General features: G+C 75.9%; 16 protein-coding genes. 8 read left to right on the top strand and 8 right to left on the bottom strand.

The window, feature by feature from the left end; translation table 11 throughout:
* Positions 1-67: 67 nt before the first annotated feature.
* Positions 68-4378: an ATP-dependent RNA helicase HrpA gene (gene hrpA, locus FMM08_RS08315; RefSeq protein ID WP_147925863.1), complete on the bottom strand. Its 4311-nt coding sequence runs from the start codon at positions 4376-4378 to the stop codon at positions 68-70.
* A 60-nt stretch (positions 4379-4438) separates the two neighbouring features.
* Positions 4439-5569, bottom strand: a complete 1131-nt coding sequence (locus tag FMM08_RS08310; protein WP_147925862.1) for a PP2C family protein-serine/threonine phosphatase — start codon at positions 5567-5569, stop codon at positions 4439-4441.
* Between the two features lie 44 nt (positions 5570-5613).
* On the opposite strand from FMM08_RS08310, the gene FMM08_RS22950 reads away from it, so the two are divergent.
* Positions 5614-5769 carry a hypothetical protein gene (locus tag FMM08_RS22950; protein WP_187279625.1) on the top strand — a complete coding sequence of 52 codons (156 nt, stop codon included), beginning with the start codon at positions 5614-5616 and terminating at the stop codon, positions 5767-5769.
* 46 nt (positions 5770-5815) lie between these two features.
* On the opposite strand, the gene FMM08_RS08305 is transcribed toward FMM08_RS22950, so the two are convergent.
* On the bottom strand, positions 5816-6310 hold the full coding sequence (locus FMM08_RS08305) for a VOC family protein (protein ID WP_147925861.1): 495 nt from the start codon (positions 6308-6310) through the stop codon (positions 5816-5818).
* Positions 6311-6392: 82 nt separating this feature from the next.
* Here FMM08_RS08305 and FMM08_RS08300 point away from each other — a divergent pair, with 82 nt between their 5' ends.
* A complete protein-coding gene (locus FMM08_RS08300; protein WP_255472180.1) occupies positions 6393-7316 on the top strand; it encodes an NAD-dependent protein deacetylase in 924 nt (307 codons plus the stop codon).
* A gap of 97 nt (positions 7317-7413) precedes the next feature.
* Here FMM08_RS08300 and FMM08_RS08295 read toward each other — a convergent pair whose 3' ends face one another.
* Both FMM08_RS08295 and FMM08_RS08290 read right to left on the bottom strand, forming a co-directional pair.
* Positions 7414-9555: an acyl-CoA dehydrogenase family protein gene (locus FMM08_RS08295; protein WP_147925860.1), complete on the bottom strand. Its 2142-nt coding sequence runs from the start codon at positions 9553-9555 to the stop codon at positions 7414-7416.
* The gene (locus tag FMM08_RS08290; protein WP_222710552.1) at positions 9552-10406 is read right to left on the bottom strand and encodes a TetR/AcrR family transcriptional regulator; all 855 of its coding nucleotides are present in this window, start codon (positions 10404-10406) and stop codon (positions 9552-9554) included. Before FMM08_RS08290 ends, FMM08_RS08295 begins: the two co-directional genes overlap by 4 nt.
* Positions 10407-10485: 79 nt before the next feature.
* Here FMM08_RS08290 and FMM08_RS08285 point away from each other — a divergent pair, with 79 nt between their 5' ends.
* The 3 genes from FMM08_RS08285 to FMM08_RS08275 are packed head-to-tail and all read left to right on the top strand — an operon-like array spanning position 10486 to position 14362.
* Positions 10486-11868 (top strand): acetyl-CoA C-acetyltransferase, encoded by a 1383-nt coding sequence (locus FMM08_RS08285; protein ID WP_147925859.1) that lies wholly within the window; start codon positions 10486-10488, stop codon positions 11866-11868.
* A 26-nt stretch (positions 11869-11894) separates the two neighbouring features.
* On the top strand, positions 11895-13325 hold the full coding sequence (locus FMM08_RS08280) for a 3-oxoacyl-ACP reductase (RefSeq protein WP_147926027.1): 1431 nt from the start codon (positions 11895-11897) through the stop codon (positions 13323-13325).
* On the top strand, positions 13322-14362 hold the full coding sequence (locus FMM08_RS08275) for a MaoC/PaaZ C-terminal domain-containing protein (RefSeq protein WP_147925858.1): 1041 nt from the start codon (positions 13322-13324) through the stop codon (positions 14360-14362). The genes FMM08_RS08280 and FMM08_RS08275 overlap by 4 nt, the downstream gene beginning before the upstream one ends.
* 63 nt (positions 14363-14425) lie before the next feature.
* Here the strand turns inward: FMM08_RS08275 and FMM08_RS08270 are convergent, their stop codons facing one another.
* Positions 14426-14641, bottom strand: coding sequence for a hypervirulence associated TUDOR domain-containing protein (locus FMM08_RS08270; RefSeq protein ID WP_147925857.1), 216 nt, complete (start codon positions 14639-14641; stop codon positions 14426-14428).
* A 200-nt stretch (positions 14642-14841) separates the two neighbouring features.
* On the opposite strand from FMM08_RS08270, the gene fdhA reads away from it, so the two are divergent.
* Positions 14842-16056, top strand: coding sequence for a formaldehyde dehydrogenase, glutathione-independent (fdhA, locus tag FMM08_RS08265; protein WP_147925856.1), 1215 nt, complete (start codon positions 14842-14844; stop codon positions 16054-16056).
* Positions 16057-16186: 130 nt separating this feature from the next.
* Here the strand turns inward: fdhA and FMM08_RS08260 are convergent, their stop codons facing one another.
* Positions 16187-17209, bottom strand: a complete 1023-nt coding sequence (locus tag FMM08_RS08260; protein ID WP_147925855.1) for an aldo/keto reductase — start codon at positions 17207-17209, stop codon at positions 16187-16189.
* A gap of 74 nt (positions 17210-17283) precedes the next feature.
* Positions 17284-17757: a PPOX class F420-dependent oxidoreductase gene (locus tag FMM08_RS08255; RefSeq protein WP_222710550.1), complete on the bottom strand. Its 474-nt coding sequence runs from the start codon at positions 17755-17757 to the stop codon at positions 17284-17286.
* 23 nt (positions 17758-17780) lie between these two features.
* Here FMM08_RS08255 and FMM08_RS08250 point away from each other — a divergent pair, with 23 nt between their 5' ends.
* Positions 17781-19235, top strand: coding sequence for an MFS transporter (locus FMM08_RS08250; RefSeq protein WP_147925854.1), 1455 nt, complete (start codon positions 17781-17783; stop codon positions 19233-19235).
* 48 nt (positions 19236-19283) lie between these two features.
* Positions 19284-20186: a DNA-formamidopyrimidine glycosylase family protein gene (locus FMM08_RS08245; protein ID WP_147925853.1), complete on the top strand. Its 903-nt coding sequence runs from the start codon at positions 19284-19286 to the stop codon at positions 20184-20186.
* Positions 20187-20207 lie beyond the last annotated feature (21 nt).

The following is a 20207-nucleotide window of genomic DNA, read 5'->3' as shown; positions in this document are numbered from 1 at the left end:
GTCGTGGCGCGCAGGTGCGTGATCGTGACAGGGGTCGGGGTCGGGGCCGCAGGGGTGGGGCGAGGGGTCAGCGGAGGGCGGTGATGGCGGCGGAGACGCGCTTCTCGCTCACCGGGCCGCTCGCCCCCACCGTCTGCGCGAAGAGGCTGACGCGCAGCTCCTGCAGCTGCCAGCGCACCGCGCGCACCTCGGCGGCGTCGCGGCGGGCCGACGGCAGCGCGGCCACCGCACGGTCGAGGTCCGCCTCGAGCCGCTGGACGACGCCGGTGCGGTCGCGGTCGCGCTGGGCCGCCTGGGCAGCACCGGCCCCGCCGAGGACCTCGAGCCGCCGCAGCAGCGCGCGCAGGTAGCGCTGCACGTCGGGCAGCCGCTCCAGCCCCGCCTCGGCGACGAACCCGGCGTGCACGAGCACCCCGAGCTGCGCGCGCACGTCGGCCAGTGAGGCGATCAGCGGCAGCGAGGCGGGCGTCCTGTCGAGGACGTGCTCCACGTCGCGGGCCGACTTCAGCACCCGCTGCACCAGGCCCAGCACCTGCTGCGTCGTGGCGAGCAGGTCGGGGCGCACGGCGCGCAGCAGCGCGTCGAACGCGTCGGCGTCGCGGACGCCGAGCCCGCCGCCGGGAGCACGGGCGCCGACGAGGTGGTCGACAGCGGCATCGGCGCAGTCCGCCAGCAGCGCCTCCACCGTGCCGTGCGGAGAGCGCGCCAGCGCAAGGCGCCCCGGCGTCCCCAGCCCGTCCAGCAGCGACTTGGTGGGGTTGGCCAGCACGAGCCGCGCCAGGCGCGCCACGCCCCGCGGGTGGGCGGCGCGAGCCTCGGCCTCGGTGGCGAGCACGCGCACCGCGATGCGGCGCTCGCCGCCCTCCTTCCCCTTCGCCGCCCCCTTCGACCCTGCGGACCACCGCTCCACGACGAGGCTCGGGAACCCGACCACCGGCCGACCGTCGGGCGCGGCGGTCTCCACCTGCTCGGCGAGCACCAGTCCAGCGGGCCACGAGGTCAGCGCCTCGTGCTCCAGCTGCTGCCCCGACGCGCGTGCGCCCGCCGTCACCGCCTGGACGACGGCGGCGCGCTGGGCCCCGGCGGTCCTCTCCCGCAGCGCGGCGAGGTCCTTGCCGGTGGCGACGACGCGCCCGTCGGCGTCCTCCAGGGCGTACGTCGGCAGCAGGTGCGGTGCGGTCTCCGCCAGGCGCGCCGCGTCCCACGCCTCCGCTGGCACGACGACGCCGCGGCGCGCCCGCAGCACCTCGCCCACCGCCTCGACGAGCCTCACGCCCGGCGGCGGGACGTCCGGCAGCGCCGCGGCCACCTCGCGGGCCGTGTCCGGGACGGGTACGAGCTGCACCCTGACCGGCTTGGGCAGCGCCCGCAGCAGCGCCGTCACCAGCTCGGTGCGCCACGCGGGCACGCCCCAGTCCAGCCCGGTCTCGGGGACCTGCGCGAGCACGGCGAGCGGCACGTGGACGGTGACGCCGTCGTCGGCGGCGTGCGGGTCGAACCGGTAGCTCAGCGACAGGTCGAAGCTGCCCGAGCTCCACGACGTCGGGGCGTCCTCCACGTCGGCTTCACCGGTGGTGAGGTCCGCGACGGTCAGCGTCAGCAGGTCGGGGCGGGTGCGGCGCTCGCGGCGCCACCACGCCTCGAAGGCGCGGGCGCTGGTGGCGTCGGCGGGCAGCCGGGCGTCGTAGAAGGCGACCAGGGCCTCGTCGTCGACGCGCAGGTCGCGGCGGCGGGTGCGGGCCTGCAGCTCCTCGACGTCGCGCGCCACGGCGGCGTTGGCGTCGACGAAGGCCACGGCGGCGCCCCGCGCGTCCCACTCCCCGCCCACGAGGGCGTGGCGGATGAAGAGGTCGCGGGCAGCCACCGGGTCGAGGCGGGCCAGCGGCACCGTGCGCCCGGCCACCAGCGGCAGGCCGTAGAGCGTGACCCGCTCGGTGGCCACGGCCGCGCCGCGCTGCTTGCTCCAGCGCGGCTCCGAGTGGCTCCGCACCACGAGGTGCTCGGCGAGGGCTTCCACCTGCTCGGGGTCGACCCGGGCCACCACGCGCGCCCACAGCCGCGAGGTCTCCACCAGCTCGGCGGCCACCACCCAGCTCGGCGACCGCTTGGCGAGCACCGACCCGGGGGCGATGGCGAACCGCGTGCCGCGGGCCCCGACGTACTCCGCCGGCCCGCGGCGCCGCACCTCGCAAGCCCCGTCCCGACCGCCGTCGCGGCCCCCCCGAGCCTGCCCGTTCTTCTCCTCGGCGCGCAGGTCCTTGCTGCCCACCTGCGTCAGCAGTCCCGCGAGCAGTGCGGCGTGCACCTGCGCCCGCACGGGCTCCAGCTCCTCGCCCGTCCGCACGCGGGCGCTCTCCGCCCCGCTGGGCGTGGAGACGCCCAGCCCGCGCAGCACCCGCCGCAGCTGCGCGTGGACGTCCTGCCACTCGCGGATCCTCAGGTGGTGGAGGAACTCCGCCTTGCACATCCGCCGGAACGACGACGACGACCTCTCGGCGGCCTGCTCCGTCAGGTGCTTCCACAGGTTCAGCGTGGAGACGAAGTCGGAGTGCTCGTCGGCGAAGCGCCGGTGGCTCTCGCGGGCGGCGTCGGCGTTCTCCAGGGGGCGCTCGCGCACGTCCTGCACCGACAGGGACGCCACGAGCACGAGCAGCTCGGGGACGACGCCCTCGCGGTCGGCCTGGAGCAGCATCCGCGCGAAGCGCGGGTCGGCCGGCACCTGCGCCAGCCGCTTGCCGACCTCCGTCAGGCGGGGGTTCCCCTCCGGCGTGGCGGTGTCGATCGCGCCGAGCTCGTGCAGCAGCGCGAGGCCGTCGCGCACCTGGCGGCGGTCGGGGGCGTCGAGGAAGGGGAAGTCCTCCACCGCGCCCAGGCCGAGGGAGGCCATCTGCAGGATGACGCTGGCCAGCGACGTGCGCTGCACCTCGGGCTGGGTGAACCGGGGACGCGACTCGAAGTCGCGTTCGGAGTACAGGCGGATCGCCACGCCGTCGGCCACGCGACCGCACCGGCCGGAGCGCTGTGCGGCGCTCGCCTGGCTCACCGGCTCGATGGGCAGGCGCTGCACCTTGGTGCGCGCGGAGTACCGCGAGATGCGGGCGGTGCCGGTGTCGACGACGTACCGGATGCCAGGAACGGTCAGCGACGTCTCGGCCACGTTCGTGGCCAGCACGATGCGCCGCGAGGTGCCCGCGCCGGGCTTGGAGAACACCCGGTGCTGGTCGGCTGCCGACAGGCGGCCGAACAGCGGCAGCACCTCCGTGGCGCCTGCGCCCCCCGAGCCCGCCGGACGCAGTCCGGGGACCTCGCCGCGCTCGATCGCGGCGGTCAGCGCGTCGGCGGTGTCGCGGATGTCGCGCTCGCCGGAGAGGAACACGAGCACGTCACCGTCGCCCAGCGCGGTGAGCTCGGCGACGGCGTCGACCACGCCCTCGGTCTGGTCCCTGTCAGCAGAGCCCGAGGCTCCGCCGCCGCGCCGCGCGTCGTCGGGGTCGGCCTCGAGGGACTCGCCGTCGTCGTCGGAGCCGTCGTCCGCTGCATCGTCGTCGAGGGGGGTCTCGTCCAGGCTGAGCGGGCGGTAGCGGACCTCCACCGGGAACGTGCGCCCGGAGACCTCCACCACCGGCACCTCGCCCGCCACGGTCGAGAAGTGGTCGGCGAAGCGCTGCGGGTCGATGGTCGCGGAGGTGATGACCACCTTGAGGTCCGGGCGGCGCGGCAGCAGCCGGTGCAGGTACCCCAGGAGGAAGTCGATGGTGAGGGACCGCTCGTGCGCCTCGTCGATGATGATCGTGTCGTAGGCGAGCAGGTCCGGGTCGCGCTGGACCTCGGCCAGGAGGATGCCGTCGGTCATGAGCTTCACGAGGCTGTCCGGGCCGACCTCGTCGGTGAACCGCACGGCGTAGCCGACCGCGCCGCCGACCTCACCGCCCAGCTCGTCGGCCACGCGCTCGGCCACCGCTCGGGCGGCGATGCGCCGCGGCTGGGTGTGCCCGACGAGGCCGCGGACGCCGCGGCCCAGCTCCAGGCAGATCTTCGGCAGCTGCGTGGTCTTGCCCGAGCCGGTCTCGCCGGCGACGACGACCACCTGGTGTCCGGCGATGGCGGCGGCGATGTCGTCGCGCCGGGCGCTGACGGGCAGGTCGGGGTAGGTGAGGGAGCCGACCAGCGCGTCCGCGGACGCAGCCCGCGAGGCCAGGCGCCCCTGCGCGGCGACCACCTGCTCGGCCACCTCGGCCAGCTGCTGGGCCCGCCGGGGACCCTTGGCGCGCTCTGCGCCGTCCAGGCGCCGCCCCAGGCGGCGCTCGTCGCGGAGGGTGGTGGCCACGAGCCCGCTGCGCAGCACGTCGGGGTCGGGGCCCGCTGTCGTCGTCGTCATCTCGCCGTCCAGGGTAGGCGGCGGAGGCGACGGGGGGCCCGCGGGTTTTCCGGCGGCGGGTCAGGACGTGCGGACGGCGAGCACCGCGACGTCGTCGTCGTGGTGCCCGTGCAGCAGGTCGGGCAGCGCGGTGTCGAGCAGGTCGTCGAGGTCGCGGTGCCCCTCGCGCTCCAGCTCGGCGAGCAGCGCGGCCGTGCCCTGCTCCAGGTCGGCGTCGCGCCGCTCGACCAGGCCGTCGGTGTGCAGCAGCAGCGTGGCGCCGGGCGGCAGGCTGCAGCGGTGGTCGCGGCGGGGCGACCCGGGCACCACGCCCACCATGACGTCGGGCCCGGGCTCCCCGCCGCTGGTGGGCACCACGGACGCGTGCGCCCGTCCGTCCGGTCCGGTGCGCAGCAGCACCGGCGGCGGGTGGCCGGCGCTGCTCCACACCAGGCACCGCGGGCCTCCGGGGGTCTCCGGCGGGTCCACCCGGGCCACCACCAGCGTGGCCATGACGTCCAGGCCGAGGGCGTCCAGGGCGGTCTCGGTGCGGGCGATGAGCGCCGACGGCTCCTGCCCGCCCTCCACGGCGTAGGCGCGCAGCACCGCGCGCACCTGCCCCATGGTGGCGGCGGCGCGGATGTCGTGGCCCATGACGTCGCCGATGACCAGGGTGGTGGCGCCGGAGGCGTCCACGAGGGCGTCGTACCAGTCGCCGCCCACCTGGTCTCCGGAGCTCGCCGGGGTGTAGCGGCTGGCCAGCTGCAGGCCGCGCGGCTGCGGCAGGTGCGTGAGCATCGCCGACTGCAGCGTGCGCGCGGCCTGGCGGCGGTCCTGCAGCTGCGCCAGGTGGGAGCGGCGCACCCCCGCCACCACGGCCACCACCGCCGTCGACAGCGCCACCACGGCGCAGCTCACCAGCGTGGTCAGGGGCGGGGTGCCGTCCACCAGGCACGTCCACAGCGCCACCAGGGTGGCCAGCAGCCCCACCACCACCACGTGCCAGCGGGCCCCGCCGATGGCCGTGAGCGTGGGGGCCAGCGCGAACGCGCCCCCGATGTTCGCCGCACCCGGGTCTCCGCTGAGCTCGCCGGAGACGAGGTCGGTCACCGCGAGCCCGGCGCAGGCCGCCACCCCGATCCACAGCCAGCGCCGGGTGGGGCGCAGCAGCACGTGCTCGTCGTCCGCGCCTGCGCCGATGCCCCCGCCCACGCCCTCAGCGTGCCGCACGAGGCTGGGAGCTGTAGGCAGGAGGCATGAGCGAGAGCACCCACGAGCAGGGAGTCGGCAAGACCGGAGGGCTCCCCGGCGCGAACGCGGACCCGGCCGCGGCGGAGACGCCGGAGCGCGAGCTCCAGGAGCTGCAGGCCGGTGAGGTGTCCCCGCCGGAGCCGGGCAGCGCCGGGGCCTGAGGACCCGCTCGCTGGCTCCGCCGCCGTCGTCGTCCTGGTCAGCCGATCAGGACGACGACGGCGGCAGCGCCGCGACCGCCCGCTCCAGCTCCGCCACGTCGATGCGCTGCATGGTCATCATCGACTGCATCGCGGCGCGCGCCCGGTCGGGGTCCGGGTCGGCCATGAGCTCGGTCAGCCGCTTCGGGACCACCTGCCAGGAGAAGCCCCACGGGTCCTTGAGCCACCCGCACTGGCTCTCCTCGCCCCCGTCGGCGATGAGCCCGTCCCAGTAGTGGTCGGTCTCGGCCTGGTCGGAGGTGTGCACCTGGATGCTCACGGCCTCGTCGGGCGTGAACGCCGGCCCGCCGTTCAGCCCCAGGAAGCGCCGGCCGTCGAGGGTGAACTCGACGGTGAGCACCGCCCCCTCGGAGACGCTGGGGTTGTCGGCGGGGGAGCGGACCACCGCGTCGACGGAGCTGTTCGGGAACAGCTCGGTGTAGCGGCGGGCGGCCTCCTCCGCCGCCCCGTCGAACCACAGGCACGTCACCATCTCGGGCATGTTCGTCGTCCTTCCTCTCGGTCCTGTGGAGTGTGACCGTCCGGGCGCGCGGGAGTCATCGGTGCTGGCTTAGCGTGATCCGGTGAGCGAGCTCCCCGCCGGGTCCGTCGAGGAGCTGGTCGCGCTGCTGGCCTCCGCCCGGGCCTCCGGGCGCGGTGTCATGGCGCTCACCGGCGCCGGCATGTCCACGGCGTCGGGCATCCCCGACTACCGCGGGCCGACCGGGTCCCAGCGCAAGGGCTCCCCGATGCGGTACGAGGAGTTCCTGCACGACCCCGAGGGCCGCCGCCGCTACTGGGCCCGCTCCTACGTGGGCTGGTGGCAGATCGCCACCGCCCGGCCCAACGCCGCCCACGCCGCGGTCGCCGACCTGCAGCGCTCCGGTGCCGTGGGCGCGGTGGTGACGCAGAACGTCGACGGGCTGCACCAGGCCGCCGGCAGCGGCCGGGTGCTCGAGCTGCACGGGACGCTCGCGCGGGTGGTCTGCCTCGACTGCGGCGCGGTGGTGCCGCGCGTGCAGATGGACCGGCGGCTGCGCTCTGCCAACCCCGGCTTCGCCGAGGCGGCGGAGTCGGTGGCGGACGAGCTGCGGGTCAACCCCGACGGCGACGTCGACCTCCCCGAGGACCTCGTGGCCTCGTTCGTGGTGGTCCCGTGCCCGGTGTGCGAGGTCGGCACCCTCAAGCCGGACGTCGTCTACTTCGGCGAGCCGGTCCCGAAGGACCGCGTCGAGCGCGCCTACGACCTGCTGGAGCTGGCCCCCGCGCTGCTGGTGCTGGGCTCGTCGCTGACGGTCATGAGCGGGTACCGGTTCGTGCGCGCTGCGGTGCGGCGGGGCCAGCCGGTGGCGGTGGTCACCGACGGCGCCACCCGCGCGGACGGCGACCCGGTGCTCAAGGTGGCCGCTCCCGTTCAGGAGCTGCTCCCGCAGCTGGTCTCGGACCTGGCATCCCAGCCCGACGACGACAGCGCTGAACCCGCCGAGGCCCTCGCCGCGTCCCGCTGAGGGAGTTCCCAGTGCAGCTTCCGCCCCGTGGATGCAGCTGACGCCCCATCAAGGGTGCTGATGGGGCGTCAACTGCGGCGAAGGGGCGCCTTCTGCGTCAGCTGGCGATGTGGGCGCCCAGCCAGCCCTCGGGCAGCCCGAAGGCGTCCACCACGCGCAGCGCGTGCGGCCGCACCTGCGCGCACAGCGCGTTCACCGCGGTGGTCAGGTCACGGCTGCGCCCGGGCGTGATGAGCCCGCGCTCCAGGTACCAGCCGCGCTCGGCCTCCACCAGCGAGAGCACGTGCAGGTCCAGCAGACGCGAGAGGAGCACCCTGGCGCGCTCGTCCTCGGCGCGGGAGATCGCCGCGTCGGCCGTGCGGGCCACCCACGCGTCGAGGTGGGCCCGGGCGGCGAGCACGAGGTGGTCCTGCACCTCGTTCATCACGGTGAAGCCGTCCTGCCCGGCCTGCGCCCGCTTGCGCATGCGCAGCGCCAGGCTCTCCAGCGTGCGGCGCTCGCGGTGCTCCAGCACCCGCAGCTGCCACGCCCGGTCGAAGAGCTCCGGGTCTGCGTCGTCGGTGGCCCCCTGCTTCTTCTCCGTGCGCTGGCGCAGCGCGGAGATGTCGGTCACCACCTCGCCGACGAAGCCGGCGACGGCGCGGGCGGGCGTGCGACCGGCGTAGGCGTCCACCAGGGACGTGGTCACGGCCTTGGCCTGCCCGATCTTCCCGGCGCCCTTGAGGCTGTCGCGGTGCTCGGAGAGCAGGTGCTTGCCGAGCAGCTGCATGAGGACGGTGTTGTCGCCCTCGAAGGTGGTGAAGACGTCGGTGTCGCCCTTGAGCTGGGCGATCCGGTTCTCCGAGAGGAACCCGGAGCCACCGCACGCCTCGCGCGCCTCCTGCAGGGAGCGGGTGGCGTGCCAGGTGAGCAGCGCCTTCATGCCCGCGGCCCTGGCCTCCAGCGCCTTCTGGGGGCCCGGGGCGGGGGCGGCGCCCAGCAGCACGGGGTTGGTGACCCGGTGCAGCTCGGCGACGACGTCGTCCTGGGCGAGGGCGTACACCGCCGAGGAGGCCAGCAGCGGCAGCAGCCGGCGCTGGTGGGTGCGGTAGTCGAGGAGGGTGACCTCCTCGCCCTCCGCGCCCCCGGCCTTGGGGAACTGCGCGCGCCGCTCGGCGTGCGTCACCGCGATGGCCAGACCGCTCTTGGCGGCGGCCAGCGCGGCGGCGCCGATGCAGACGCGGCCCTTCACCAGCGCACCGAGCGTGGTGAAGAAGCGGGCGTTGGGGTTGGTGATCGAGGACGTGTAGGTGCCGTCCTCGGCCACCTGGCCGTAGCGGTCCAGGAGGTTCTCGCGCGGCACGCGGACCTGGTCGAACACGATCCGGCCGTTGTCCACGCCGTTGAGGCCCATCTTGCGGCCGCAGTCGGTCAGGGTGACGCCCGGCAGCGCGTTCCCGGCCTCGTCGCGGATCGGCACGAGCACGGCGTGCACGCCGTGCCGCTCGCCCTTGGTGACCAGCTGGGCGTACACCACGGCCAGGCGGGCGTCGCGGGCGGCGTTGCCGATGTAGTCCTTGCGGGCCTCGGGCCCGGGGGAGTGGACGACGAACTCGTGCGTGGCCTCGTCGTAGGTGGCGGTGGTGCGCAGGTTGGCGACGTCGGAGCCGTGCCCGGTCTCGGTCATGGCGAAGCAGCCGAGCAGGTCCAGCTCGACGGCGTCGCGCAGGTACCTCTCGTGGTGCTTGGCGGTGCCCAGGGCCTGGATGGACCCGGCGAACAGGCCCCACTGCACGCCGGCCTTGATGGTCAGCGACAGGTCGGCGTGGCCGAGCATCTCGAAGTTCACCGTCTGCGCGCCGACGCTGTCGCCGCCGAGACCGCCGGTGGCGCTGGCCGCGAAGCCGTACCGGTGCTCGCCGGTGGGGACGATGTCCCGCAGGCGCTCCAGCGTCACCCTGCGGTGCTCCTCGGTGGAGAGGTGGTCCGTCGGCTCGCACCACTGCGCCGGGATGGTGTCGCGGGCGCGGTCGCGCACGTGCGCCCACCGCCCGTCGAGCACCTTCTGCACCGCGCGCGGGTCGGCGGCCAGCTGCTCGGGGTCGACCGGCCAGACGTGCCCCGCCTCGCCCTCGCCCTGGCCGTCGAGGCGGCTGGGCGCGCCGTCGGCGGTCTCTGCCACCTCAGCAGCGACGCCGGCGGCCACGTCGGCGGTGGTGCTGCTCTCGCGGGCCGCGCTCTGCGTGGTGGGGCTGCTCATGGCGTCTCCTCCAGGTGGTGCTGGGCCGCCGGGTCTCGGCGGTCGGTCTGCGGGGTCTGCTGTGCTGCGGGGGCTGTGCGGACGTCGCTGGCTGCGCCCGTCGTCGTCGCCGTCGTGGAGGACGACGACGACGCGAGCGGAGCGCGCGACAGCCCACCCCAGGCCAGCGCGGTGAGCTGCTCCGCGAGCACGGCGGCCGGCGTGCGCCGCCCGCCCTCGGGCACCGGCGTGCCCATCCAGTGGTCGGCGGCGGCGCGGACCATGCCCACCAGGCCGTGGGCCCACGGCTCGGCGGTCGCGGCGTCGAGGCCGGCGGCGCGCAGCTGGCGGGCGATGGACCGGGCGAACTCGGCGCTGACGGCCTGCGTCAGCCCGGCCAGCGGGTCGGAGGCGCCTCCTGCGGCGCTGGAGCTGCTGGTGGCCATCGAGCCGGCGCCGCGGGTGACGAACCAGTAGACGTCGGGGTCGTGCTCGACCAGGCGCAGGTAGGTGGCGATGACCGCTCCGAGCGCCGCGCGCGGGCGGACGTGCTCGCTGGCGGCGGCCACCAGGTCGCGCAGGATGCGGCGGCTCACGCGGTCGGCGACGGCGAGGTAGAGCTGCTCCTTGTCGGCGAAGTGCCGGTAGAGCGCGGTCTTGCTGGTGCCGGCGGCGGCGGCGATCTCGTCGACGCCCACGCCGGGGCCGTGCTGGGTGATGGCGCGCAGCGCGGCCTGGACCAGCTCCTCGCGGCGGGCGCGGCGGTGCGCCTCCCAGCGGGTGCTGCGTCCGTCGGCGACAGGGGCGGCGGCGGGCACGGCCGGCGCCGGGGCAGCGCCCACCGGCGGGGGCGTCGTCGCGGTGCCGGTCACGGGGCGAGCGTAACCCGATACCGGCAGTACCCGCTACCTCCAGTACCGGATAGACCGCTCCTGCCGGTACCGTCGTCGGGTGGCCACCTCCAACGCCCCCGCCCCCGCCTCCTCGGCGCCACCGACACCGGGGCCGGGGCTGCGCGACGCCGTGGTCGTCGCCGCGGACCGCACCCCCTTCTCCCGCGCCGGGCGCGCCTACGCGCGCGCGTCCAGCCAGGACCTCCTCGCCGCGGCGCTGGACGGGCTCACCGCGCGCACCGGCCTGGCGGGCCAGCGCCTGGGCACCGTGGTCGCCGGGTCCGTCCTGCGCCACAGCACCGACCTCAACCTCACCCGCGAGGCCCTGCTGTCCAGCGCTCTCGCGCCCACCACCCCCACCACCGACCTGTCGATGGCGTGCGCCACCGGCCTGGAGGCCGCGGTCATCGTGGCCAACGCCATCCGCGTCGGGCAGGTCGAGTCCGGCATCGCCGGGGGAGCCGACTCCGCCAGCGACGCGCCGCTCGCCGTCGGCGACGACCTGCGCCGCACGCTGCTCGCCGCACGGGCCGCGCGGTCAGCGGGGCAGCGCCTCAAGGCGCTCGCGGGCCTGCGCCCCAGCGCGCTGCGCGTCGACGCGCCGCGCAACGCCGAGCCCCGCACCGGTCTGTCGATGGGCGAGCACGCGGCGCTGACCGCCGCCGCCTGGGGCGTCAGCCGCGCCGCGCAGGACGGGCTGGCGGCCCGCAGCCACCAGGCGCTGGCGAGGGCCTGGGACGAGGGCTTCTTCGACGACCTCGTCACCAGCTGCCTGGGCCTGCGCCGCGACGACGTGCTGCGTCCCTCCACCACCGTGGAAGCGCTCGCCGCGCTGAAGCCCGTGTTCGGGCGCGACCTGCCCGCTGAGCAGCCCGGTGCCGCCAGCATGACCGCCGGCAACTCCACGCCCCTGACCGACGGCGCCGCCGTCGTCCTGCTGGCCAGCCGCGAGTGGGCGGCGGCCCACCAGCTGCCCGTGCTGGCGCGCGTGGTCGACGCGGAGTCCGCCGCGGTCGACTTCGTCACCGGCACCGACGGCCTGCTCACCGCGCCGGTCTACGCCATGCCGCGCCTGCTCGACAGGATCGGCTGGACCCTCCAGGACGCCGACGTCCTCGAGGTCCACGAGGCCTTCGCCTCCACCGTGCTCGCCACCCTGGCCGCGTGGGAGTCCGAGGAGTTCTGCCGCGAGCGGCTCGGACGCCCGGCCTTGGGCGCCGTCGACAGGACGCGCCTCAACCCCGTCGGCTCCTCCCTGGCCACCGGTCACCCGTTCGCCGCGACCGGCGGTCGCGTGCTCGCCACCGCCGCCAAGCAGCTGCACCAGCTCGCCCAGCAGCAGGGGACCCGCGGCGCCGGCGCGGGCGGGAAGCCCCGCGCGCTCATCTCCGTCTGCGCCGCGGGCGGACAGGGCGTGGTCATGGCGCTGGAGGCGGCGTGAGCGCGCGGCCGGCCCGGGGCTCGCAGGTGAGGGACGTCTACGCGGAGCTGGTCCGCACGGGGCCCGGTGCGGTGGCCGCCCGGAAGCTGGGGCTGCCGCGCCCGGCGGTGCTGCGGCGCCACGAGGCCGGCGCGCCGTTGCTGGACGGCCCCGCGCTCCTGCTGACCACCGGCTCCGGCGCCTCCGCGTTCCGCACCCGCGAGGCCGGTGGGGCGCTCGCCTCGCTGCTGGCGCGGGCCGGCGCCGAGGTCCACCTCGACCTCCCCGACGTGCCCGCGCAGGCGCGCCTCGGCGCGGTGGTCGTCGACGCCACCGGCGCCACCCGCGTCGGCGACCTCGCCGCCCTGGGCCTGGCCCTCGGCCCCGCCGTGCGCCGCCTCGGACCCAGCGCCCGGGTGCTGCTCGTGGGCCGCACCCCGGCCCACCTCGACGGCGTCGACCGCGTGGAGGCCGCCGCCGTCCAGCAGGGCCTGGAGGGGATCGTCCGCACGGTCGGCAAGGAGCTGCGCGCCGGCGCCACCGCCGACCTGCTCCGCCTCGCCCCCGGCGCCGGCCCCGCGGACCTCGACGGGCCGCTGCGCTTCTTCGCCTCCGCGCGCTCGGCGTTCGTCGACGGGCAGGTCGTCGACATCGCCCCCGCGCCGTCGGTGCGGCCGTCGTCCTGGGGGGCCGCCCAGGACGACGACGACGCGCGCCGCGGAGCCGAGCGACCGCTGGACGGGAGCGTGGCCGTCGTCACGGGGGCTGCCCGCGGCATCGGCCGGGCCACGGCGCACGTGCTCGCCCGACAGGGCGCCCACGTGGTCGCCGTGGACGTGCCGGCCGCCAGCGGCGACCTCGCCCGCACCGCCAACGACGTGCGCGGGCAGGCGCTGGCGCTCGACGTCACGGCCCCCGACGCGCCGTCGCGGCTGGTCGAGCACCTGCAGCGGGCGCTGGGTGGGTCCGCGACCGGCCGCCTCGTCGTCGTCCACAACGCCGGGATCACCCGTGACCGGCTGCTGGTCAACCTCGACGCCGCCCGCTGGGAGGCCGTGCTGGGCGTCAACCTCGCGGCCCCGCTGCGCCTGACCGACGCGCTGCTGGACGCGGGGCTGCTCGGGCAGGGCGCGCGCGTGGTGGGCGTCTCCTCGACGTCCGGGTTGGCGGGCAACCGCGGGCAGGCCAACTACGCCGCCTCGAAGGCGGGTGTCGCCGGCATGGTGCGGGCGCTCGCGCCGCGGCTCGCGGAGGTCGGCGCGACGGCCAACGCGGTGGCACCGGGGTTCATCGAGACCGAGATGACGGCGAGGATCCCACCGCTGCTGCGGCAGCTGGGGCGGCGCACCGCGAGCCTGCAGCAGGGCGGGCTGCCGGTCGACGTCGCCGAGACCGTCGCCTGGCTCGCCGAGCCGGCCAGCGCCGGTGTCACCGGCCAGGTGGTCCGGGTCTGCGGCCAGGCGCTGGTGGGCGCGTGAGCGGGCAGAGCCCGGTGGCCCCCGCTGGTGCCGCCGGGTCTGGTGGCGGTGGGGCTGGCGCCGGGGCTGGTGGCTCGGGGTCGGGCAGGTCGCTCACGCGGGTGTACGCGCGGGCGGTGCTGTCAGCGCGCCGCAAGGGCGCCGCTGCGCGGGCTCGGGCTGCGGCGGGGGAGCCGCTGGTCCTGCCCCACGGGCCGGGCGGTGCTCCCGCGGTGCTCGTGCACCCGGGGGTGGCTGTGGGGGCCGATCGCGCCGCGGCGCTGGCGCGCGCCACCGGGGTGCCCCTGCGCCCGGTGCTCCCCGTGCTCGGGCCGCACCTGCTGGCCTTCGGCGCGCAGCTGCAGCTGCTCTCCGCCGAGGAGTTCCCGCTGCCGCTGCCCGGTCTCGTGCACGTCACGCAGGTGGTGCGCCAGCACCGGCCCCTCGCACCCGGGGAGCGCGTGGACGTGCGCGTGGTGGCGCGCGGACCGCTGCCGCACGCGAAGGGCGTCGTCGTCGAGCTGGACTCCACGCTCACCGCCGCCGGCGGTGAGGTGGTGTGGGAGGGCACCAGCGGCTACCTCGCCCGCGGCGCCTCCGCGGGCAGCCCGGACGCCAGCGCCCCCGTCGACGCCAGCGGCGGTCCGACGAGCACCGACCTCGACCTGCCGGAACCGGCGACCCGGACGGTGGCCCGCTGGCGCGTGCCCACCGGCGCCGGTCGGCGCTACGCCGCCGTCAGCGGCGACGTGAACCCGATCCACCTGTCGGGTCTCGCGGCGAAGGCCTTCGGCTTCCGGGGCACCATCGCGCACGGCGTGTGGACGCTGACCCGTGCGGTGGGGCAGGTGGAGCACCGGCTCGGGCCCACCGTCGAGGTGCGCGCCCGGTGGGGCTCGCCGCTGCTGCTCGGCTCGCGCGCTGCCCTGTGCGCGGAGCCCCTCGGCGCTGGGACCGCCGAGGGCGGGTGGTCGCTGGCCGTCCGCTCGGGCGTCCCGCTGCCGGGCGACCGCGTGCACCTGACCGCCACCGCTGCCCCCCTGCGGTCCACGTCGTGATCGTGGGCGCTGGCCACCCGGGTCGAGGGTGGCCAGCGCCCACGACCACCGAGGAAGGAGCGGTCAGGCCTCGTCGAGGGACTCCGGCTTGTGGACGGCCTCCTTCCCGGTCTTGTCGCTCTTGACGAGGTACTGCGGATCGTCGTCGCTGGCGCGCACCTGACGGCCGGCGGCCTTCGTGTCGTCCGTGATCTTCTTCTCCACCGTGCCCTCGACCGTGCTGCCGTGGGACGACCACTCGACGTCGTCACCCTTGCGGAAGGTCTGCTCTTCAGCCATGCCCCCTCCTGCCCCGTGCGCGGCCGTCCACACCTGCGGCACCCGTTCGGCTGACCACCGGAAGATCAACATCTGATGTTCCTCTGATGCATCACAGGCCCCCCGGTGTTGAACGAGAGGAGTCGGCCCTCTACGGTCGGAGCCACCGGGACGTCGGCGTCAGCGGTGACGCGGGTGCCCGGCTCACCTCGGGAGCGTGCATGAGCAGCAACCGCGCTGTGGCCTACAACGGACACGGTGTCGACGTCGTCGACATCGACTACCCGACCTTCGAGCTCAAGGACGGTCCGGGCGTCAACCCCGCCAACGTGGGGCGGCCGGTGCGCCACGGCGTCATCCTCAAGACCGTCTCCACCAACATCTGCGGGTCCGACCAGCACATGGTCCGCGGCCGCACCACCGCCCCCGAGGGCCTGGTCCTGGGCCACGAGATCACCGGCGAGGTGGTCGAGGTCGGCCCGGACGTCGAGTTCATCAAGGTGGGCGACCTCGTCTCGGTCCCCTTCAACATCGCGTGCGGCCGCTGTCGCAACTGCAAGGAGCGCAAGACCGGCATCTGCCTCAACGTCAACCCCGACCGCCCCGGCTCGGCGTACGGGTACGTCGACATGGGTGGCTGGGTCGGTGGCCAGGCCGAGTACGTCCTCGTGCCCTACGCGGACTGGAACCTGCTGAAGTTCCCGGACAAGGACCAGGCGATGGAGAAGATCCTCGACCTGACGATGCTGTCGGACATCTTCCCGACCGGCTTCCACGGCTGCGTCACCGCGGGCGTGGGCGTGGGGAGCACGGTCTACATCGCCGGCGCCGGCCCCGTGGGGCTGGCCGCGGCGGCTGGTGCCCAGCTGCTGGGTGCCGCCGTCGTCATCGTCGGTGACCTCAACGAGGACCGCCTCGCCGCGGCGCGCGCCTTCGGCTGCGAGACCGTCGACGTCTCCCAGGGAGACCCGAAGGACCAGATCGAGCAGATCCTCGGCGTCCCCGAGGTCGACTGCGGCGTCGACGCCGTGGGCTTCGAGGCCCGCGGCCACGGCTCCGGCGCCGGCACGGAGGCCCCGGCCACGGTGCTGAACTCCCTCATGGAGATCACCGCGGCCGGTGGTGCGATGGGCATCCCGGGCCTGTACGTCACCGGTGACCCGGGCGGTGTGGATGACGCCGCCAAGCGCGGAGCGCTCTCCCTCGACCTCGGCACGGGCTGGGCCAAGTCGCTGTCCTTCACCACGGGGCAGTGCCCGGTGATGAAGTACCACCGCGGCCTGATGATGGCGATCCTCCACGACCGGGTGCAGATCGCGAAGGCCGTCAACGCCACGCCGATCTCGCTGGAGGAGGCGCCCCAGGGCTACGCCGACTTCGACAAGGGCGCCGCCAAGAAGTACGTGCTCGACCCGCACGGCGTCATCAAGCGCTGACCCGACCGCCGGCCGTGACGCCGGACGTGCAGAACCCCGCCGAGCGGGGCTGAGGAGTTCCCACCGAGGACTTCTGCACGTCCGGCGTCACGCGCCCGTCCGGCGCCGGGGGTCGGCGCCGACGGCGGGCTCAGCGGCGGCGCAGCGAGGCGTCGGTGAGCGACGGCGGGACGTAGCCGGCGTCGGCGGAGGCGAGGGTGGTCCCCGGCGGCACGATCTCGTCGATCCGGTCGAGGACGTCGTCGGTGAGCACGACGTCGACGGCGCCGAGCTGGCTCTCCAGCTGCTCCATCGTGCGCGGCCCGATGATCGGGCTGGTCACGGCCGGGTGGCGCAGCACGAACGCGAGCGCCAGGTGGACCAGCGACACCCCGGCCTCGTCGGCCAGGACGGCCAGGGCCTCGGCGGCGTCGAGCTTGCGCTGGTTCTCCGGTGTCGACAGGTCGAACCGCGCCGGGGTGCGCTGGGCCCGCGACGACGTCGGCGCCTCCTGACCCCTGCGGTAGCGCCCGGTGAGCCAGCCGCCGGCCAGCGGGCTCCACGGCAGCACGCCCAGGCCGTGCTGCTGCGCGACGGGCAGCACGTCGCGCTCGACGCCGCGCACGAGGACCGAGTACGGCGGCTGCTCGGTGACGTACCGCGACAGCCCGCGCTCCTTGGCGATCCACTGCCCCTCCACCACCTCGTGGGCGGGGAACGTCGAGGAGCCGAAGTACCGGATCTTCCCCGCGCGCTGCAGGTCCGTGAGCGCTGCCAGGGTCTCCTCGGTCTCGACGGTGGGGTCGGGCCGGTGGACCTGGTAGAGGTCGATCCAGTCCGTCTGCAGGCGGCGCAGGCTGTCTTCGACGGCGCGCACGAGCCAGCGCCGGGAGTTGCCCTGCCGGTTGGCGCCGTCGCCCATCTGGCCGTGGGCCTTGGTGGCGAGCACCACCTCGTCGCGCCGTCCCGCGAGGGCCTTGCCGACGATCTCCTCGCTCTCGCCCTGCGCGTACACGTCGGCCGTGTCCACGAAGCTGATGCCCGCGTCGAGCGCGCGGTGGATGATGCGGATCGAGTCGTCGTGGTCGGGGTTGCCCCACGCGCCGAACATCATGGCGCCGAGGCAGAGCGGGCTGACCTGGACGCCGGTGCGTCCCAGTGTGCGGGTGTCCACGCCTCCCCACGCTGCGCCTGCTGGCGCGGTCCCGCACGCCGAGGCGGCGGGGACCGGGCGGCTGGGACTGCGGGCTAGGACTCCCGGGGCTGCAGCGGGTGGATGCGCAGCGCGACCTGCTCCGGCGGCGTCCTGCCGCGCCTGCGCGCCGCCGCGGCACCCGCGCGCTGACCGCCGAGCAGGACCCTGCCCAGCAGCGGGTGCTTGATCTGCACGAGCAGGCGCAGCCGGCGGACGACGGCCGGGTCGACCACCACCTCGGCGAGGGCCTCCAGCTCGGTCGCGCCGGGGCGGGGGGTGCCGCGGCGGTCGCACGGCACCAGCAGCACCCGGCCGTTGTGGCGCAGGCGCTTGACCTTGCCGGCCTGGGCGCCCGTGATGACGAGCAGGTCCCCGTCGCGCCCGCCGAGCGCGGACCTGTCGGCCACCACCCACACCGGGGTGGGGACGGGTGCGCCGCTGCGGCGGAACGTGGTCAGGCGGACGTAGCTGTTCCGGCTCAGAGCGATGAGCGCCGCGGAGTCAGCGGCTTCGGCGTGGGTGGCCACAGCGGCAGCCTAGGGCTGGGAAGATGGCAGCGGGACGACAGCGCAGCCGACCCGACCCCCTGCCCGCAGGGCTGCACGCAGACCAGCACGCCAGACCGGAGGCCGCGCACGCCGTGGACGCACCCCAGCACGCCCCGAGCTCGTCCGAGGGGCCCCCCGCCGCCGCCCGGCCCGGACCGGCCCTGCTCGCTCTGGCCATCGGCGCCTTCGCCATCGGCTCCACCGAGTTCCTCATGATGGGCCTGCTGCCGCAGGTCGCCGCCGACCTGCGCGTCTCCGTGCCGGCGGTCGGGTACGCGATCTCGGCGTACGCGCTCGGCGTCGTCGCCGGCGCCCCGACGCTCACGGCGCTGTCCACCCGCTTCCCCCACCAGCGCGTGCTCACCGGGCTGATGGCGCTGTTCGTGCTCGGCCACGCCGTCACAGCGCTGGCGCCGGGCTACGACGGACTCCTGGTGGGCCGGTTCGTCACGGGGCTGTCGCACGGCTCGTTCTTCGGCGTCGCGGCGGTGGTGGCCAGCCGCCTCGCGGCCCCCGGCAAGGCGGCCTCCGCCATCAGCCGGGTCTTCACCGGCCTCACCGTCGCGCAGGTGCTGGGCGTGCCGTTCGGCACGCTGCTCGGCCAGCACCTCGGCTGGCGCTGGGCGTTCGCCGCCATCGGCCTGCTCGGCGTGGCGACGGCGCTCGCGGTGCTGCGCTGGGTGCCGCTGCGCCGCGACACCGCCACCCCGCTGCGCCAGGAGATGGCCGACCTCGCCCGACCGCAGGTGCTGCTGACGCTGGCCGCCACCGCCATCGGCACCGGCGGCCTCTTCGCCGTCTACAGCTACGTCGCGCCGATCCTCACCGACGTCGCCGGCTTCTCCGCCGGCGCGGTCGCGTGGGTGCTCGTCGTCTACGGCCTGGGCACCGTCGCGGGGACCCTGCTCGGCGGCCGCACGGCGGACAGGTTCCCCGAGGCCGCCGTGGTGCTGGGCCTGCTCGGGCTGGGCCTGTCCTGCCTGCTGCTGCTGGTCCTGTCGGGCTCCCCGGCGGGTGCGCTGGTGGGTCTCGTCGTCTTCGCCGTGCTGGCGTTCTTCGTGGGCCCGGCGCTCATGAACCGGACGATCTCCGTGGCTCCCGGGTCCGGGCTCATGGCCTCGGCGTTCAACCAGGCGGCCTTCAACGCCGCCAACGCGCTGGGCGCCGCTGCAGGGGCGCAGGTGCTGGCGGCGGGCTTCGGGCTGCGGGCCACGATGGTGGTGGGAGCGGGTCTGGCCGTCACCGGTTCTGCGGTCGCGCTCGTGGCGGTGCTCCTGCTGCACGGTGCGCCGCAGCCCGCGGCCCGGATCGCCGAGCTGGCGCGGGCGCGGGCGGCACGGCGGGCCGTCGAGCACGAGCCCTCGCTGGTCCTGGAGGCGCTGCGCCTGGCCGGTGAAGCCGGTGCCACCTCGTGCGTGGCCGCCGTCCGCCTGGCGGACCCCTCGTCGCGCGACTGACGCTGGACCGGGGTCGCCGCGCGCGGCGCGGCGGGTGAGGATCGAGGGGTGCCCGAGGGAGACACCGTCGCGCGGCTCGCGCGGCGCCTGCGCCCGCTGCTCGAGGGCCGCACCCTGGTCCACGGCCGGCTGAACGTCCCCGCGCACGCCACCGCAGACCTGGCCGGCGCCCGCGTCCTCGGCGTCGCCACCCACGGCAAGCACCTCCTGACGCGGTTCGACCTCGCCGGTGAGGCCCTCACCCTGCACACGCACCTGCTCATGGACGGCGACTGGGCGCTGCTCGGCCCCGGCAAGCGGCTGCCCGCACGGCTCCTCCCGGACGTCCGCGTGCTGCTGGTCACCGACGAGCAGCGCACCGCCGCGGGGCTGCGGATGCCCGTGGTGGAGCTGCTGCGCACCGCCGACGAGCACCGCGCCACCGGGCACCTGGGCCCGGACCTGCTCGACCCCGACCTCGACGTCCCGGCCGCCGCGGCGCGCCTCGCCGGTGAACCGTCCCGCCCGCTGGCCGCGGCCCTGCTCGACCAGCGCCTCGTGGCAGGGCTGGGCAACCTGTGGGCCAACGAGCTGTGCTTCCTCACCGGTCGCAGCCCGTGGACGCCCGTGGCCGAGCTGGGCGAGGCCGGGGTGGCGCGCCTCGTGGTGAGGGCGGCGCGCGCCCTGAGGGCCTCAGCGGCCGGGGTCACCGGCTACCAGGTGACCACCGGAAACACCCGCCCCGGGCAGGAGCACTGGGTGGCCGGCCGGGCCGGGCAGCCGTGCCGCCGCTGCGGCACCCGGGTGGAGGTGGTCGCGGAGGTGGCAGGTGTCCCGGAGGACGACGACGCCGCCGCGGGCGTCCGCCGCCGCACGTGGTGGTGCCCCCACTGCCAGCCCGGCCCCTCCCCGCTGCAGACCCCGCAGACCGGGCGGACCGGGCAGCCCCTGCGGCCGAGGGCCCAGCCCTAGGCTGGCGCTCGTGACGACCGG

The organism is Quadrisphaera setariae (genome assembly GCF_008041935.1).
GTDB classification, from domain to species: Bacteria; Actinomycetota; Actinomycetes; order Actinomycetales; family Quadrisphaeraceae; genus Quadrisphaera; species Quadrisphaera setariae.
Note: the sequence above shows the minus strand (reverse complement) of the source record. Positions and strands in the feature narration are given on the sequence as shown.

What these genes read in the sequence shown, in the direction of transcription:
- hrpA (WP_147925863.1), bottom strand. Translation starts at nt 4,378, where the DNA reads ATGACGACGACGACAGCGGGCCCCGACCCCGACGTGCTGCGCAGCGGG.
- FMM08_RS22950 (WP_187279625.1), top strand. Translation starts at nt 5,614, where the DNA reads ATGAGCGAGAGCACCCACGAGCAGGGAGTCGGCAAGACCGGAGGGCTC.
- FMM08_RS08305 (WP_147925861.1), bottom strand. Translation starts at nt 6,310, where the DNA reads ATGCCCGAGATGGTGACGTGCCTGTGGTTCGACGGGGCGGCGGAGGAG.
- FMM08_RS08295 (WP_147925860.1), bottom strand. Translation starts at nt 9,555, where the DNA reads ATGAGCAGCCCCACCACGCAGAGCGCGGCCCGCGAGAGCAGCACCACC.
- FMM08_RS08270 (WP_147925857.1), bottom strand. Translation starts at nt 14,641, where the DNA reads ATGGCTGAAGAGCAGACCTTCCGCAAGGGTGACGACGTCGAGTGGTCG.
- fdhA (WP_147925856.1), top strand. Translation starts at nt 14,842, where the DNA reads ATGAGCAGCAACCGCGCTGTGGCCTACAACGGACACGGTGTCGACGTC.
- FMM08_RS08250 (WP_147925854.1), top strand. Translation starts at nt 17,781, where the DNA reads ATGGCAGCGGGACGACAGCGCAGCCGACCCGACCCCCTGCCCGCAGGG.